Here is a 15933-nt window from a genome sequence, read left to right as displayed (position 1 = left end):
TTCCCTGACTCATAAAAAAGGACTCAGTGCTCAATCACACTGTTTGAGACAGCATCGGTGCAACGCGTGGTGAGCCACGTCAGACCCCAGACCAATAAAGCCGACAGCATCAGCAATAGCGCCCACTCAACAACACCCCGCTCCACCACGGCCCCTGCCAATGGTGTGGAGGAAGAGGAAATAACCAACTGAAAAGCACCGAGCAACGCAGCGGTCGAACCCAGCGCACGCACCTGAGAAGCCATGGCCAGCGACACCAATGTCGTTTCGCAGACGCCTAGTCCGAAGAGACTGAGGGCCACACCGGCAACCACGCCGATCAAGTGCGGCTCGCCCAATGCAAAGACCAGCGTCAGCAATGTTCCCATGAGCATGCATCCGGCCCCGAACAACGCGAGTGTGCTCAGGCCGAAGCGGATGACCAGGCGACCTGCGGTGATCGCGCCCAGCAGGATAGCAACCCCCGTCGCACCGAACACTGAACCAAAGCTCGTTGCCGATAAACCGAAATGGGTCTGATAAACGAACGCCGCGCCGGCAATGTAGGCGAAGAGGAAAAAGAACACTGAGGCCAAAGCGAGGGCCGGACGCAAGAAGTTCGGATCTCGCCAGATGTGCGCATAGGTACGCACGATGGTGTACGGTTGCCAGACAAGGCGTTTTTCTGCGGGCAGGGTTTCTTTGAGCGCCAGAACCGAGTTGAACAATACCCCAGCGCCCAGCACCGCTAGCACCACCATGATTGCCCGCCAACCGAAATGCCCACTCAGAAAGCCCCCCAGGGCGGGGGCTATCACTGGAGCCAAACCTTCGATCGTCATCAGCAAAGCGAAAATCTGCGCGGCTCGCGCACCTTCGGCGACATCGCGAACCATGCTCATGATGACCACCAGTGTCAGCGCGCTGCCCAGCCCCTGAACGAAGCGTGCAACCAACAGCCACTCCAGGCTCGGCGCCAGCGCAGCGGTCAGCGAACTGAGGATGAACACCAGCAACCCCGCCAGTAATGGTCGCCGTCTGCCAAGCGTATCGACCATCGGCCCAAATACCAGTTGCCCTGCCCCCATCGCCAGCAGAAACACTGTGAGCGTCAGTTGAACGCTCGAGTAGGAACGGCTGTACTCTTGGGCAATGCCCGGAAGGCTGGCCAGATACATGTCGACGGCTGAAGGGCCAAGGGCACCGATCACTGCGAGTGAAACCGCAAACCGCCAGTTGGATCGGGTACCGTTTTCTGAAAAAGTCATCGTAAGTCCTGGCGTCGAAGAGGGCTTCCTACCAATAGGTAGGAAGCCCCAGCAAGCTTATCCAGCACCTTGGCCAACGTCAATTAGTTAATAGATTAACGACCTACGCAGCTCCGACCGCTTGCTGCAAATGGGTCGAGCGGAAGTCCTTGGGCGAGAGATCGAACTGTTTTTTGAACGATCGGCTGAAGTGAGCGGAATCGGTAAACCCCCACTTGTAAGCGATCGATGTGATCGACTCACTCTTCAGGAACGGATTAGTCAGGTCATCCGCGCTTCGTTTGAGTCTCGCACGCTGAATGTAGCGGCAGACACTGTCGTCCTGCTCTTCGAACAACCGATACAAATGGCGAACCGAGATGTTCAAGCGGCTGGCAAGACCCACCGGGCTTAGACCCGGCTGGGTCAAGGATTCCTCAATGACTTTCTGGACATAGCTACGCAGATTGTTGCCCTGCAGGGATGCAGCGCTGTCACCCGGCATGTCATTCACTTCGAAGGCGGAGCCGAGCAGCGAGACAAAAGCTGATTGCAGGGCCTCACCCTCTGCACTCGAATCCTGGCCGTTCTGCCCTTCCCTGCAGAGTTGATCCATCAATACATGAAGCATACGGCCACAGGCCTTGCTGGAAGAAATCTTGCCGAAGGTTCTCGAACCACTTCCCAGGTGTTTGCACACCTCGCTGCGCGAGAGCGACAGCGAGGCATGTTCGATAAGTCCGAAAGGACTGATCTCGATCGACCCTGTGGAGTCCATCAACAACATATCGCCCGGGGCCAACTGAATGACGTGGCCATTTTGGGTGATCTGACAATAGCCACTGCGCTGGCTGACCAGGAAGCAATGTTGATCGTTATCGTGATCGGCGTTGGGCCGGTCGCGCGAAATCAAACCGGCGTTGGTACGCAGATTGGCCAGAGACAGACCGCCCCTGGACTGTTTGGAAACCTCGCCGATGAACAGCGAACGGTTGTAGGCCAGTTCAGTGTCGAAATGGCCACAGGCCGCTCGCAAGTCCCGAGTCCAGTTTTCTAATCCATGTTGCGCAGACTGATAGGTGCTCATGGGCATCTCCGCAGTGGCATCTTGTTTTTGTTGGTCAATAGTTAACATGTTATCTATATAGACGCAACAAATCCGTGGTACCGACTACAGAAGCACTTATGGTGCCAACACCTAAATTCAGAGTCCGTTCAATACCCGCTGAAAACCCACCAGCACATTGAGCAGCTCCTGACGCTGCTCGCCGCTCAGGGCGATGTAACGACGAAAGGCCGGCATTCGGTTGACCACCTCGCTACCGCCCATATGCTCCAGCCGAACCTGCCATTGAGGCCCGTCCAGATCGATTTGCAGGGTTTTGAAATCAAGCAGCATCAACGATTGATGCAACGCTTGGTCTTCTTCTAGGCGGGCCTGGAGTCTGGTTGCCAAAGCGGGGTCTCCTGCCCGTTGTCGATACCTCAACCCCGTGCGTCGAATCGACCCGCTATGGTGCAACTCGAAGCGAGCATTGCCCTCCTCTGAGGCGGGCACCCTGATCACGAACTGCGTCATCACCAGGTGCATCAGCAATTGCGATTCGGTGCGCTCGACGATGTCGACCTGAAGGTCGGCTTCTTCCAGAATCAGCACGGCCGCGGCCGGGCCTGTCGAGGTAAAACCCTCCCTTGCAAGGTTACGCCGCAGGTACTCCAGCGTGACCCCCGGTCGGTAACCTGCCGGGGCCCGCTGGGCACTGAATACCTCAGACAGTTTTTGCAGCATGGTCGAGATACCCGTTGTGAGGGTTGCCAAGTTCATGGGAAAACTCCTTGGCCAGCACTTCTTCGACCGAAGCCGGCTTGAATGGATTGACTTTCTGTACCACCAACGTCCAGAACAGGGCGTACGACGCCGTTATCCCGAGCATCACCCCGAACGGCACGTAGATATCCGCCGGGTTCATCCCTGGCGGGGTAATGAACCACATGCCCAGCAAGATGCCGACGCTGGAGAGAATCTGTGGCAACGGGAAGAATGGCGAGCGATAAGCGCGTGGCAGATCCGGACGACGAATCCGCAGGATGACCACCGACAGCGTCACTAACAGGTAGGCAAAACTCCACGCACAGACCGCCGCCAGTACCAGGTGCATGATGTTATCGGTATTGCCACCCAACCACAGGGCGTACAGGCACGGAATCATCATCGCCACCAGAATGCACAACAGCGGTGTCTTGAAACGCGGGTGCAAATAGGTGAACACCTTGGGCAACGCGCCATCGACTGCCATGCCGTAAAGAATCCTTGGTACTCCCGCCATCAGCGTATTGATGGTCGCCGCACCTGCAAACAGAAAACCGATCCCCAGCCACATCGGGCCGACATGTCCCATGACCTGCTCAGCAAATTTCGGAATGGCCATGGGGGTATCGAGCAAATGCACGCCAGTGGCAGCATCCAGCAACACGTTTTCGACCTGACGCTTCATCGCGGCGCCATAAATGAACATGCAGGTGGCAACACTCAACAGTCCCAGAATCATAGCCTTGGGCATGACCTTCGCCGAGTTGCGCAGGTCCGGAGCCAATGGAGTCACGAACTCGCAACCGACGAACATGAACATGGCCATGCCCACCAGCGACAGAATGGTGATCAAGTCAGTACCCACCAGAGAGACGCCGAACCAGCCATCCAGTTGTACCGCCGGCGCCGCGATCAGCCCCAGCACGCCAAACACCATCAACGTTGTCCACATACCGAAAGTCAGAATGATCTCGGCGCGGCCGAAGGCGCTGACGCCAAACGCATTGAGAACCCCGAACACGACGACGAACCCCACCCCGAGCAACCAGGAACCGCCGGCACTCTCCGCCAGGGTATTGAGGTGCTCGAAGTTCACCAGCGCCATGACCCCGGACAGAATGGTTTCCGCGGTGCCCGCGAACACATGCACGATCAGGTACGCCGACAACGTGCCGGTGATCGCGAAGAAACGCCCCATCCCGCAATTGATGTAGTCGTAGACCGAACCGGTGGTTGGCAGGATCGACGCCGCTTCGGCGAAGGTCGTCGCCTGGGCAAGCATCATGACTACCGCAATCAGCATGGCCACCGCGAATGCGCTGCCGCCGATACCAAAGCCCATGGTGGCGGTGAGAATCACCGGGCTGGCCATGATCAAGCCAATGGTGCTGGCCAACGCGGTTGGAAAACCAACGCTGCCCCGTTTCAGATGCTGTGTGAGCCGGTCATTGATCGACATGGTGCGGATCCTCGAAAGCGGATTTCTTGATGGATGTATCGAGCCGTTCAAGGAGCCGGCGGTGAAGCCCTCCCCAGCCAGTCCCTGATCGAAACGGCCTCGTGTTCAGGATCACTTTGCGCTCGTCCCGGCCCGTCGTCTTGCCCATGTCTGCCGCCGGTTTTGTTGCTGCCTGCCAAGGAGCACGGTCTGGCCGGCAGAGTCAATTCTGTGGCACGCAGATCAAAGACTTCCCTCGCTACCAATCACCTTAATGCGCCCTCGACCAATAATGCTGGGGAACGTAACAATGGAGCAAACGCTGAAAACACGATCGCTTTCCAAGGCCATTGGCCTGGGCGTCGCGCTGCTGACCGCCAACTCGTCCGCCTACGCCTACGAGCTTTACGCCGATGAAGACACTAAAGTCACAGGCAACTTCCTGGCTGTCTACGGGATGTTTAACAGCCGGAAAAACTATGACGGCACCAACGGTGGCTCCAGTTGGCGCGAAGGTTTTATCAAGTATGGACTGAGTATCGATCAGACTCTCGGCAATGCAGGAAGCTTGTATGGCACGGCCAATCTAGTCAGTTCGGGCACATGGGGGGATGGTGATGCAGCGGGCATTACGGATGGCACCGAGCGCACCACGAAATTCGATGAAGCCTTTGCAGGATGGCGTTCAGGCGAACTTTTTCCAGTCCTGGGCAAGGACGGCGTAGACCTGTCGTTCGGCCGCCAGATCATCACCCTCGGCGACGGCTTCATCATCAACGATGATGGCCTGAATTTTGGCAAGGGGCCTGCCGACGGTAAGCTCAATCGAGGAGGAGCGTACTACCTGGCCGCCCGGCATGCTTTCGACGAGACCGCCGTCGTTCGCCTGGGGGGCAAAGACGGCGTACACGGCAGCATGATGTGGATGAAGTCCAACAATCGCTCACAAGCCAACACCGAAATGGCCGCAGGCACGCTGGAATACACAGCTCAACCGGGTACCCTGGGCTTGACCTACATCCACGGCATCGACGTTGACGATCGCTACGCCAGCGACTTCCAGAAGCAACGCGAGGGTATGAACATCTATAGCCTTCGCGGCACGGGCAATGCCGGGATAGAAAACGCCCACTTTGCTTTCGAATATGCCTGGCAGGACAAGGACGCCGGCGACGAAAAAGCCTGGTACACCGAAGCCGGCTACACCTTTGCTGATTTACCCTGGTCGCCCGACCTGACTTACCGCTACAACCGGTATTCAAAGAACTGGGATTCGATGTTCAACGGTTTCAACCGCGGCTATGGCACCTGGTTCCAGGGTGAAGTGGCCTCCAACTATTCCGGCCCCTTCAATAGCAACACCTCGGTCCAACATGTCGCATTGAAGGTCAAACCGGTCGACGTGGTAACGGTCGGCGCGCTGTTCTTCGACTACAAGACCCTGCACAAAAGCGACGCACTGAACCTCGATGGTCGCGAGCTGGATCTGTACGCCGAATGGGCTGTGAGCGAACACCTGATCGTCACTCCACTGCTGGGCCTGTACAAGCCGAACAAAGATGAAAGCAACGGCGGAAATCAGGTGGGCGGCAATGGCACCAACGTTTACAGCCAGCTAACCGTGGCCGTACCGTTCTGATGACCTTCAGGAGCTGCACTGCGCAGCTCCTGAACCAAACTACTGTTTGTGTTCAAGCAACATAGTCTGAATCCGTTGCGTAGCCTGGCGGGTACTTTGCGCCAGCTTTCGGACTTCGTCGGCCACCACGGAAAACCCACGCCCGACTTCCCCCGCCCTTGCAGCCTCGATCGCGGCGTTCAGCGACAGCAGGTTCGTCTGGTCCGCAATGCCTTTGATGACACTCACGACGTTTGCGATTTGCCCGTAGGTCGCCTGATTCTGCTCAAGCAACTGCTGATGAGTCGTCCTGGCTGACTGCTCATCGCTGATGTCGCGCACCGCGCCGATCACCCGGGTCAATCGCCCCCGCTCATCTCGGACCGCTCGACCACGCTCTCGACACCAGATGTAGTCACGCGTCTTGTGGCGCATCCGGTATTCACACACGTACTCACCACTGCCGTGCATGCCGAGAATTTCACGGTCAAAGATCGCCATGATCTTCGGCAAGTCGTCAGGATGAGTAATGCTGACTTGAGCATCCCAGCCGTCGGGCAACTCATGCGGGGAATAACCCATGAGGAGGCGGAACTGATTGAAAATCCGCATCCGACTGCCGGGGTCCTGAACGTCACCGTTGACCACGGTAATGTCCCAGCAGCCCTCGGTGAGTGTTGACTGCAACAGTTCCCAGATTTGCGTCTCCTGCTGATGCTGACGTGACAACAGATTCTGCTGTCTCAACTCAGCCTCAAGTGCATCCTCGCGTTGCCGGCTCTGCTCAATTTGCTGGCGAAACGCTTCAAGCGCTTGCTGTGCATGTTGCAACTGGGCAATCTGGTCCTTGGCTAATTCCTCTGCCTCAAGAAGCCGTTGGCTGGCTTGCGCTCTATACTGCGCGAACTGTTCCAGACACGCCTGCACCTGCGGATAGGCGTCCAGTGCTTGTGCCTCAAGCCCCTCATCGGCCAGCAATCGTGCCAAGATTTCAGCAAGTTGCTGCATCGGTATATTTTTCTTGAAGAACATCAGTCTGTCCTTTGCTAATCGAGTCGACACTCAGGATCTGATAGCAAACCGATGCAGATTACTTGTACGAGATTGCTGAGCCTTTTGCTCCTGTCTGCCATAAACAAAAAAAAGCCCAGTTGCGCTTGAGCGACCGCCGATACCCGCAGCCGTCAGACGTCAGACGTACGAGCCATCGTGCATCTGTAGGATAGCGACCCGCTCTCAAACCACCGATACTCGTCCTCAGGCCCTGCCCACGTCCAAACGACGTTCCGGTCCTTTATGACTTCGTGACGAAAACAATAAGAATGTCGCACAGAGGTACCTACGAATGAGCCGTCATGATCGTGGTCACGCCAGCCTCCTGGGAGCGTTCAGCGCGATAACACTGGAGCTTCTGCGCCTGGCGCAGAACAAAGACATCGAGCATTTCCACCAGGCCGCGCTGAGCTGCATGAGCCAGCTATTGCCCTTCGACAGTGCCTGGTGGGGCCGTGCAGCGCTGATTGACGGGTTGCCAGAAGAGCACAGTTCCTACCTCTACAAACTGCCCCGCAGCTACCTGCCCGACTGGCAATCGATTCGCCATATCGACGTGACCGTCGGCAAGGTCCACGACAATCCGGGTCACGCAGCCATCGTCGACATGCGCAACCCCGCCAGCGGACCCGGGCTCAACTGGCTCGGCGAGTCCTATGGCATTGGCGAATTACTGTGCGTTGTGTACGTCGACCCGCAAACCCACCTCAGCGATCACCTCACGGTGTATCGCGCTCCCGACGCACCGCGTTTTACCGAGCAGGACTGCCTGTTATTGAACAACCTCATGCTTCATCTGGTGGCGGCGGTATCGGCCAATCAGATTCGCACTCTAGTGGCCATGCGCGAAACCCTCACCAGCCCGCGTAATCTGGCGCTCGCCGTATGTGACCAGCGCGGCACACTGCACTGCGCGGAACGTGGCTTCGTCGATTTGCTGCTGAGCGAGTGGCCGGACTGGACCGGCCCTTGCCTGCCGGTGGCGATGGACGCTCAGGGGTATGAAGGCAAGCACCTGCAGGTCGAGGCCTCGACGGTCGGCGATCTGTTCCTGCTGGCAGCCCGAAGCCGCACGGTGCTGGTGCAACTGAGTCCAAGGGAAAACGATGTGGCTCAGGGCTTCGGCGAAGGCAAGACCTACAAGGAAGTTGCCCGCGATCTGGGCATGTCACCCAATACCGTGCGCCACCACATCCGCGCCATCTACAGCAAACTCGGGGTCAAGGACAAAGCCCGAATTGCCCATCTGCTGCACGCCCCACCTGACTGATCTGCACCGCTGACTCGCGCTGACTTTTTAGCTGTCTTTTTGACAGCCACGGGACGCTTTTGCCCTTTTTTTGCCCCTCTGCCAATTACGGGCGATCCGTTCGCCGCATAACAACTCAAAGAAGAGACGCAATGCCCATGACCAATACCTTCACCCGCAACACCGCACTGGCCCTCATCAGTGGTCTGTCGAGCCTGCACGCTGGTGCTGCCGACCTCAACGCCCGGGATTTTTTTGGCGCCCCTTCGGGCACCACCCTGGGCGTGCTGTATTTGCCGGCAAGCCGCTCCAGCGATTTCCACGGCCCGGCCGACAGCACAGGCAAAGCCGACCTGAAGGTCAACGCCGTGGCTTATCGCCAGGTATTTTTCACCGACATTTGCGGCACGCTCTGCACTCCACAGTTCATCGTGCCCTTCGCCGACATCAACGCCCGCCTGCCGGGTGCCAGCCAGCACACTGGAGAAAGCGGTTTCGGTGATCCTCAGGTCGGCGGCACCGTGTTCTTCATCAACGACCCCGCCTCGCGCACCTACAGCGGATTGCTGACCCTGATTACCCTGCCGGTGGGCGAGTACCACGGCAACAATCCGGATGTGTCGCCCAGTGCCAATCGCTGGGGCGCCACCTTCGTTTACAACTACACCCAGGGCATCGGTGAAAAATGGGTGCTGGAAGCCAACCTCGAAGCCCAACTCTATGGCAAGAACGACGACTACTTCGGCAGCGACCTGAAACAGGACCCGCTGTATCGACTGCAAGCCTTTGCCTCCTACGACTTCACTTCAAGCACCTATGGCGCGTTGCGACTGATCCATGCCGATGGCGGCGAGTTACGCATCAATGACCAGCGCATCGACGACACCCACAAGCGCTACACCCAGGTGGGTTTCGAAGTCGGACATTGGCTCGATAAACAGAATCAGTTGATGTTCAGCCTCTCGCAGAACGTCGCCACCGACAACGGCTATCACGGCACCGACGCGCTGCTGCGTCTGGTCCATGTGTTCTGAATTCATATATCGGAGTTTGACCATGAACACCCAGACCAAACCGCTGACCCATCACCGCTCGCTCGCTGCATCGCAACTGGCATTGCTGGCAGCCATTGTGCTGTTCGCTGCCATTACCCCAACCATCCTCATGACCGCTCCGGCAGTGGCGGCGCAACTGGCGACTCAATGGCAGTTGAGCCCCTCACAGATCGGCGATCTGTTCTCCACTGAACTCGGTGCCATGAGCCTGGCCACCCTGCCCGCGCTCTGGTGGCTCAAACGAATCGACTGGCGCCGCGCCGCTTTGGCAGCCGGAGTTTTGTTTATTGCAGCCAACCTGCTTTCGATACTTGCCCACGATTACTCGATACTTCTGGCATTGCGCTTCTGCAGTGCCCTGGCCGGCGGATCATTGATGATCATCTGCCTGTCCAGCGCTGCCTCGACGCCCAACCCCGGTCGAGTCTATGGCTTATGGGTGATGGGGCAACTGGTAGTCGGGGCGATTGGTTTGAGCATCTTGCCACGCCTGTTCGAACACTACGGGCTGTCGGCCTGCTACTTGATCCTCGCCGGGTTGATGACCGTTTTTCTGCCACTGGCGCGTTACTTTCCCGAGGGCAGCCCACCAACTGAAAAAAACGCCGAGCACGTGGCCCTCGTCTCTAAATGGAAAGCCGCACTGGGCATTCTTGGCATCCTGAGTTTTTACATCAGCCTGAGCGGCGTCTGGACCTTTATCGGTTCCATCAGTACACGCGCCGGCCTCTCTGCCGAGTCCAGCGGCGAGATTCTTGCCATCGCCACGTTGACCGGCATTGTCGGTGCAGGTTGTGCCTCGCTGATCGGCAATCGTCTGCCACGCCTGCTGTTGTTGCTGCTGGGTTACGGGCTGATGGCAGGCTCGGTGCTGTTGTTGCTGGGCCAACCCGAAATGCTGCGTTTTGCGTTGGCCGCGCTGCTGTTCAAGTTCACCTGGACGTTCATTCTGCCGCTGATTCTGGCCTGCCTGGCCGACCTCGATCGCTCCGGAAAACTGATGAACGCTTCCAACCTGGTGATCGGTGGTGGCCTGGCCATCGGCCCGACAGTGGCTGGCCGGCTGATCGAAGCCAGCGGCGGCTTCCAATTACTGCTGATCGGGGGGGCCTGCATCACCTTGCTGTCCCTGGTGTTGATTCTGAGCTGCCGCCCTAGCGCATGAGCAGCCCTTTTACCCTAAAGAAAATGGAAACGACGATGAATCGAAAAAGTGCATTTTTCTTCGACGAACTCAGCCTTTGGCACAGCGCCGGACTGCACGCCTTGACCTTGCCAGTGGGAGGCTGGGTGCAACCGCCTGCTGCTGCCGGCCACGCCGAATCGCCGGAAACCAAACGCCGGTTGAAAAGCCTGCTGGACGTTTCCGGCCTGACCCGACACTTGCAGGTACGAAGCGCCAATGCGGCAACGCATGAAGACCTGCTGCGGGTTCATACGCCTGACTACCTGCAACGCTTCAAAGCCATGAGCGATGCCGGGGGCGGCGAATTGGGGCCGAGCGCACCCATCGGGCCCGGCAGTTATGAAATAGCCAGACTCTCCGCCGGACTGGCCATAGCAGCGGTCGATGCCGTGCTATCCGGCGAGGTCGACAATGCCTATTCCCTGTCACGTCCACCGGGCCACCACTGCCTCGCTGACAGCGCCATGGGCTTCTGCTTCCTGGCCAATATCGCCATCGCCATTGAGGCCGCAAAAGCTCACCGTGGCCTGGGCAAAGTCGCGGTGATCGACTGGGATGTGCACCACGGCAACGGCACGCAATCAATCTTTGAAGAGCGTGGTGATGTGCTGACCATATCGCTGCATCAAGACGGCTGTTTCCCTGCTGGTTACAGCGGTGAAGCCGATCGCGGCCGCGGCGCGGGACTGGGGGCGAATATCAATATTCCGTTGCCCCCCGGCAGCGGTCATGAGGCATATCTCTATGCGATGCAGCGCATCGTGATTCCGGCGCTGGAGCGCTTCGAGCCAGAGTTGATCATCGTCGCCTGCGGTTATGACGCCAATGCCGTCGACCCGCTGGCCCGGATGCTGTTACACAGTGACTCGTTCCGGCAAATGACCCGTTGCGTGCGCAAAGCCGCCGAACGTCTGTGTCAAGGCCGTCTCGTTCTGGTGCATGAAGGCGGGTATTCCGAAGCGTATGTGCCGTTTTGCGGGTTAGCGACCATTGAGGAACTGGCGGGCGTCAGGACTGAAGTCGCAGATCCAATGTTGGAATTTGTGCAGTTGCAGCAACCGAAGGAGGCGCTTGCGACGTTTCAGCGGCACTTGATCGATGAGATGGCCGAAGCACGCTGAGCCTTGGTGCTGACAACGTTGCGGGGCAATTCCACCGCCCGAGCGTGACGCAATGAAAATCCGATGCCATGACAGGCATCGGGTTTTTATTTTTTACCGCCAAAGATCAAACGTGATTTGGCTGGCAGTCAGCAGTTGCTGATCAGTCGTTTCAACACGGTTTTGAACGTTTCGATCTGCGTCTCGCTGAATACGGCAAAGACTGTATCTTGTTGCGCCTGAGCGATCGCCCAAAGGTCTTCGGTCTGCTCGATACCGGCAGCCGTCAGATGTACACCGTTGGCATCGTCGCTCACCAGTCCCTTGCGTTTGAGGTTGGCTACGGCCTCATCGATTTCCCGAACAGGCATTGCTACCTCTCGCAAAAGATCGTTGGGACTCAGCCTGGCGTCGTTTTCCAGCACCATCAACATCCGCGCTTCGCTGGTACGCAGACCGGTGGACAACTGCCGGGGCTGATAGCTCGACTGGTAAGCCCGCACTGCCTGCGTCATCAGGTAGTACAAGTTGTGGCAAAGGCGTCTCTGGAAATGACTGCTCGGCGACTGGTTTTCATCGCGTTTGGTCATGCGGGTATGAGGCAAGACCATGGAGTAAGCACCCTGGTGATACAGCAATGGCGAGCGACCGAAATCGTCGAAGGCCACCACTTTGCCGATCATGATCCAGTGGTCGCCACCATCCACCTGCTGGTACTTCTCGCAGTGAAAACGCGCCGAGCAATCGGCGAATACCGGAGAGCCACCCTCCCCCGATTCGTACTCGATCTCGGCGAAGCGATCTTCCTTGGGTCGAGCGAAATTGTTGGACAGGTCAATCTGGTCCGCCGCCAGTACGTTGACCGCGAAATGGCTGGCCTGCTCAAACACCTCGTGACTGTTGGAGCGTTTATCGATACTCCACAGCACCAGAGGCGGATCGAGGGACACCGAGTTGAAGCTGTTGGCGGTCACCCCGACTTTGCGCCCGGAGGCGGTGGCGGCCGTCACCACGGTCACCCCGGTAGCGAAGTTGCCCAGTGCCCGGCGAAACGCCCGTGGGTCGAAGGTGGTTTCAGTGGCTGCGCGAACGCTGTTATCAGTCATGCAAGACTCCCGGACTGCTTCCATGAGCAGTCCTGATTGTTGTTATGAAGGCGGGTTCAGATCATGCTCGGATCGGGCTCCAGGCCCATCAGTTCGCGGCCGAGGATCTGCGCACAGACGTCGTAGTCGGTGTAGGCATGGGCACCCGTCATGTGCGAATCGCGAAACAGGCGCTGCATCTCGTTATGTTCGAACCAGGCATTGCCACCGGCTGCCTCGAACAGCCGATCCACGGCCTGGATGCACATTTTGGTGGCGTAGGCCTGATTAGTGCGCCAGAACGCCAGGGTTTCGCGACTTGGATAACGCTGCTGTTCACTGTGTTCGGCGTGTTCCTGCCAGGTCTTCTCGAGAAAGGCTCGGGCTGCGGCGACCTGGTGAGTCGACTCGGCCAGACGCATCAGCGCAGGGGTCGCGGCACCGACTGCCGCACCGGTATAAGCACGCACGCGGGTCTTGGTCTTTTCGCGGAACACCTCAAGCATCCGCTCGGCCACACCCAGGCTCACGGTGGAGAAGCCGCTGGCGAAGTAAGGACGGTACGGCGAGTAGAATATTTTGCTGTCCGGGTACAGACCGAAGCCTGCAGACTTGCCTTCCATCATGTCCTTGGCTTTCTGGATTCGATGTTCCGGCACCCGCACATTGTCGATGATCAAGGTTTTGGTACCGCTGCCTTTCATACCGGCGGCGAACCAGTCGTCACGAATCTGATAATCACTGCGCGGCAGAACTGCGAAGCAGTAATCCTGAGTGCCCTCAGCGTTCTTGCGACGAAAACCGACAATCGCCCACTCGGCGTGGTCGCTGCCGCTGCTCCAACCCATTTCACCACTGAACAGCACTCCGCCTTCGATTTCTTCGGTGCGACCAAAAGGCGCGATGCTGCTACTCGCGGTGGCATTCGGGTCATCGCCCCAGACTTCCTGCTGCAGTTCGGCCGAGAACAGCGCCAATTGATGACTGTGGGTGCAGAGCAGGCTCATAGCCCAGGCAGTACTGGCACAGGCACCCGCAAGCAAGGCAATGCAATCGGCAAACTGGGGCAGCGATAACTCCATGCCACCGAAGGCTTTCGGCTGAAAGGCACGGTGCAAACCGATGCTTTTGAGCAGCGCAATATTCTCGCCGGGGACCTTGCGATCCTGCTCCGCCTGGAAGGCGTTTGCAGCGATGGTCGGCAGGATGGACTTCAGGTCTTCAAGGAGCGGGTTTGGCTTTTTCATAGATGGCCCTGCTTATTATTGGATGTCCAGGCGACTCCCATAATTGCAGAGTGGCGCTGGATGCAGAGCCAGTATGGAGACACCCCTCCGGGTAGAAAATGCACCTTCCAGAGCCAAGATTGTACTTTTCAAAGGCGATGAGCCAAACCTGCCAAACACATCCTTACGGCGCTGGCAGCCACAGACATAGGCTCCGGCAGCCACAGTCAAGCCAGCCTGGAACCCATGGATTAACCTCGGGCTTTTATTTATTCGCGACCAGGAAAACCCCATGAGCGATATTCCACTGCTGCCTCAAGTTGAAGCCTTCCTCAGTCGAAGCCATGCGCTGTTCATCGACGGTGGCTACATTCAGGGTCATTCCAGCCAGACGCTGGAGGTGATCAACCCCGCCACTGGCCAGGTCATCGCCCGCGTCACCGAAGCAGATCCGGTCGATATCGATGCGGCAGTGGCGTCGGCCAACCACGGCTTCAAGCAGTGGTCCCAGGTCGCACCGGCGACTCGCGCAAACGTGCTGATGAAACTGGCCGACCTGCTGGAGCAGAACCGCGAAGAACTGGCGCAGATCGAAACCTGCCAATCGGGCAAGATCATCCAGATTTCCCGGGCCTTCGAAGTCGACCAGGCCGCACACTTCCTGCGTTACTACGCTGGCTGGGCGACCAAGATCAGCGGTCAGACCATCACCCCGTCACTGCCCTCCTTCGCTGGCGAACGCTATACCGCCTTCACCCTTCGCGAACCCGTCGGGGTGGTCGTCGGCATCGTGCCGTGGAATTTCTCGACCATGATCGCCATCTGGAAACTCGCCTCGGCGCTGGTAACCGGCTGCAGCATCATCATCAAACCCAGTGAATTCACGCCGCTGACCATTCTGCGGATCGCCGAACTGGCCATTGAAGCCGGCCTGCCTGCCGGTGCCCTTAACGTATTGACCGGTGGCGGTCTGGTGGGTAAAGGACTGATCGAACATCCAGGCACCGACAAGGTTTCGTTCACCGGTTCGGTACCGACAGGCATTGCCGTCGGCCAGAGCGCTATGGGTGCCGGGCTGACCCGCGCCACACTGGAACTTGGCGGAAAAAACTCCGCGGGTTTCCTGCGCGATGTAGATTTGGACAAGGCGGTCAACGGCATCATCGAAGCCGGCTTCCTGCATTCAGGGCAAATCTGTGCCGCCGCCGAGCGGTTCTTCGTCCATCGCTCACAGATCGATCCGGTCATGGACAAACTGGCCCAACGCCTGGGCGCACTGAACATCGGTTCGCCACTGGATGAGCGCACCGAATTCGGCCCGGTCACCAATCGCCAGCATCAACTTAAACTCGGCGAGTTTTTCGCCAAGGCTCGATCAGAAAACAACACCATCATTTACGGTGGCAATCTTATCGACCGCCCGGGCTGCTACGTCGAACCAACAGTAGTACTCGCCAACACTGTCAATGACACGCTGCTCAACGAAGAAACATTTGGTCCGATTGCGACGTTCTTCCCTTACGACAGCGAAGAAGAGCTACTGGAATTGATGAACAACACGCCTTACGGCTTGAGTGCCAGCCTCTGGACGAACGACCTGGGCAAGGCGCTGCGCATGGTACCTGCCATCAACGCCGGAACGGTTTGGGTGAACATGCACACCCTGCTCGATCCTGCGGTGCCATTCGGCGGCAATAAATCTTCGGGGGTCGGTCGCGAGTTTGGCAGCGCGTTCATCGATGACTACACCGAACTCAAGTCGGTGATGATTCGCTACTGATAACGCCAACAAACCCAGGACCGCCCGGTATTCGTGGGCCGGGCGGCCTCGGGGTTGCCTTGCGACAACGCTGTAAGGCCGGGGATCAAGCGACTCCCCATTGCGCC

At 58.1% G+C, this 15933-nt stretch carries 12 protein-coding genes and 2 pseudogenes; 6 read left to right on the top strand and 8 right to left on the bottom strand.

The features are described 5' to 3' along the window. Positions 1–23: 23 nt before the first annotated feature. The 4 genes from KGA85_RS06950 to KGA85_RS06935 form a co-directional block, all read right to left on the bottom strand. Positions 24–1247: a multidrug effflux MFS transporter gene (locus tag KGA85_RS06950; RefSeq protein ID WP_223510848.1), complete on the bottom strand. Its 1224-nt coding sequence runs from the start codon at positions 1245–1247 to the stop codon at positions 24–26. Between the two features lie 103 nt (positions 1248–1350). Beyond that, positions 1351–2313 (bottom strand): transcriptional regulator FeaR, encoded by a 963-nt coding sequence (gene feaR, locus KGA85_RS06945; RefSeq protein WP_223510847.1) that lies wholly within the window; start codon positions 2311–2313, stop codon positions 1351–1353. A gap of 117 nt (positions 2314–2430) precedes the next feature. Continuing rightward, positions 2431–3015, bottom strand: coding sequence for a DUF3156 family protein (locus KGA85_RS06940; RefSeq protein WP_223510925.1), 585 nt, complete (start codon positions 3013–3015; stop codon positions 2431–2433). Continuing rightward, positions 2996–4495, bottom strand: a complete 1500-nt coding sequence (locus KGA85_RS06935) for an APC family permease (protein WP_223510846.1) — start codon at positions 4493–4495, stop codon at positions 2996–2998. Before KGA85_RS06935 ends, KGA85_RS06940 begins: the two co-directional genes overlap by 20 nt. Positions 4496–4784: 289 nt before the next feature. Between KGA85_RS06935 and KGA85_RS06930 the strand changes: the two genes are divergently transcribed. Next, on the top strand, positions 4785–6113 hold the full coding sequence (locus KGA85_RS06930; protein ID WP_223510845.1) for an alginate export family protein: 1329 nt from the start codon (positions 4785–4787) through the stop codon (positions 6111–6113). 57 nt (positions 6114–6170) lie between these two features. Here KGA85_RS06930 and KGA85_RS31375 read toward each other — a convergent pair. Further along, positions 6171–6377, bottom strand: a pseudogene (locus tag KGA85_RS31375) (methyl-accepting chemotaxis protein); the annotation flags it as partial. An 84-nt stretch (positions 6378–6461) separates the two neighbouring features. Next, positions 6462–6674, bottom strand: a pseudogene (locus KGA85_RS31370) (PAS domain-containing protein); the annotation flags it as partial. Positions 6675–7437: 763 nt separating this feature from the next. Between KGA85_RS31370 and KGA85_RS06920 the strand changes: the two are divergent. The 4 genes from KGA85_RS06920 (at position 7438) to KGA85_RS06905 (ending at position 11756) form a co-directional block, all read left to right on the top strand. After that, the gene (locus tag KGA85_RS06920; protein WP_223510844.1) at positions 7438–8415 is read left to right on the top strand and encodes a helix-turn-helix transcriptional regulator; all 978 of its coding nucleotides are present in this window, start codon (positions 7438–7440) and stop codon (positions 8413–8415) included. 131 nt (positions 8416–8546) lie between these two features. Further along, the gene (locus KGA85_RS06915) at positions 8547–9428 is read left to right on the top strand and encodes a transporter (RefSeq protein ID WP_223543014.1); all 882 of its coding nucleotides are present in this window, start codon (positions 8547–8549) and stop codon (positions 9426–9428) included. Positions 9429–9450: 22 nt separating this feature from the next. Next, the gene (locus KGA85_RS06910; RefSeq protein ID WP_223510842.1) at positions 9451–10614 is read left to right on the top strand and encodes an MFS transporter; all 1164 of its coding nucleotides are present in this window, start codon (positions 9451–9453) and stop codon (positions 10612–10614) included. Between the two features lie 35 nt (positions 10615–10649). Next, complete coding sequence (locus KGA85_RS06905) at positions 10650–11756, top strand: class II histone deacetylase (protein ID WP_223510924.1); 1107 nt, start codon at positions 10650–10652, stop codon at positions 11754–11756. Between the two features lie 128 nt (positions 11757–11884). Here KGA85_RS06905 and KGA85_RS06900 read toward each other — a convergent pair whose 3' ends face one another. Both KGA85_RS06900 and KGA85_RS06895 read right to left on the bottom strand, forming a co-directional pair. Beyond that, positions 11885–12841 carry a p-hydroxyphenylacetate 3-hydroxylase reductase component gene (locus tag KGA85_RS06900; RefSeq protein WP_223510841.1) on the bottom strand — a complete coding sequence of 319 codons (957 nt, stop codon included), beginning with the start codon at positions 12839–12841 and terminating at the stop codon, positions 11885–11887. Between the two features lie 56 nt (positions 12842–12897). Beyond that, the gene (locus tag KGA85_RS06895) at positions 12898–14067 is read right to left on the bottom strand and encodes a p-hydroxyphenylacetate 3-hydroxylase oxygenase component (RefSeq protein ID WP_223543013.1); all 1170 of its coding nucleotides are present in this window, start codon (positions 14065–14067) and stop codon (positions 12898–12900) included. Between the two features lie 271 nt (positions 14068–14338). On the opposite strand from KGA85_RS06895, the gene KGA85_RS06890 reads away from it, so the two are divergent. Beyond that, complete coding sequence (locus tag KGA85_RS06890; RefSeq protein ID WP_223510839.1) at positions 14339–15826, top strand: aldehyde dehydrogenase family protein; 1488 nt, start codon at positions 14339–14341, stop codon at positions 15824–15826. Positions 15827–15933 lie beyond the last annotated feature (107 nt).

The sequence above is a fragment of the Pseudomonas sp. GL-B-12 genome (genome assembly GCF_019955895.1).
Lineage (GTDB): Bacteria > Pseudomonadota > Gammaproteobacteria > Pseudomonadales > Pseudomonadaceae > Aquipseudomonas.
Note: the sequence above shows the minus strand (reverse complement) of the source record. Positions and strands in the feature narration are given on the sequence as shown.

Excerpts from the sequence above, each read along its gene's own strand:
- KGA85_RS06950 (WP_223510848.1), bottom strand. The coding sequence starts at position 1,247 with ATGACTTTTTCAGAAAACGGTACCCGATCCAACTGGCGGTTTGCGGTT.
- feaR (WP_223510847.1), bottom strand. The coding sequence starts at position 2,313 with ATGAGCACCTATCAGTCTGCGCAACATGGATTAGAAAACTGGACTCGG.
- KGA85_RS06940 (WP_223510925.1), bottom strand. The coding sequence starts at position 3,015 with ATGCTGCAAAAACTGTCTGAGGTATTCAGTGCCCAGCGGGCCCCGGCA.
- KGA85_RS06935 (WP_223510846.1), bottom strand. The coding sequence starts at position 4,495 with ATGTCGATCAATGACCGGCTCACACAGCATCTGAAACGGGGCAGCGTT.
- KGA85_RS06930 (WP_223510845.1), top strand. The coding sequence starts at position 4,785 with ATGGAGCAAACGCTGAAAACACGATCGCTTTCCAAGGCCATTGGCCTG.
- KGA85_RS06920 (WP_223510844.1), top strand. The coding sequence starts at position 7,438 with ATGAGCCGTCATGATCGTGGTCACGCCAGCCTCCTGGGAGCGTTCAGC.
- KGA85_RS06915 (WP_223543014.1), top strand. The coding sequence starts at position 8,547 with ATGCCCATGACCAATACCTTCACCCGCAACACCGCACTGGCCCTCATC.
- KGA85_RS06910 (WP_223510842.1), top strand. The coding sequence starts at position 9,451 with ATGAACACCCAGACCAAACCGCTGACCCATCACCGCTCGCTCGCTGCA.
- KGA85_RS06905 (WP_223510924.1), top strand. The coding sequence starts at position 10,650 with ATGAATCGAAAAAGTGCATTTTTCTTCGACGAACTCAGCCTTTGGCAC.
- KGA85_RS06900 (WP_223510841.1), bottom strand. The coding sequence starts at position 12,841 with ATGACTGATAACAGCGTTCGCGCAGCCACTGAAACCACCTTCGACCCA.
- KGA85_RS06895 (WP_223543013.1), bottom strand. The coding sequence starts at position 14,067 with ATGAAAAAGCCAAACCCGCTCCTTGAAGACCTGAAGTCCATCCTGCCG.
- KGA85_RS06890 (WP_223510839.1), top strand. The coding sequence starts at position 14,339 with ATGAGCGATATTCCACTGCTGCCTCAAGTTGAAGCCTTCCTCAGTCGA.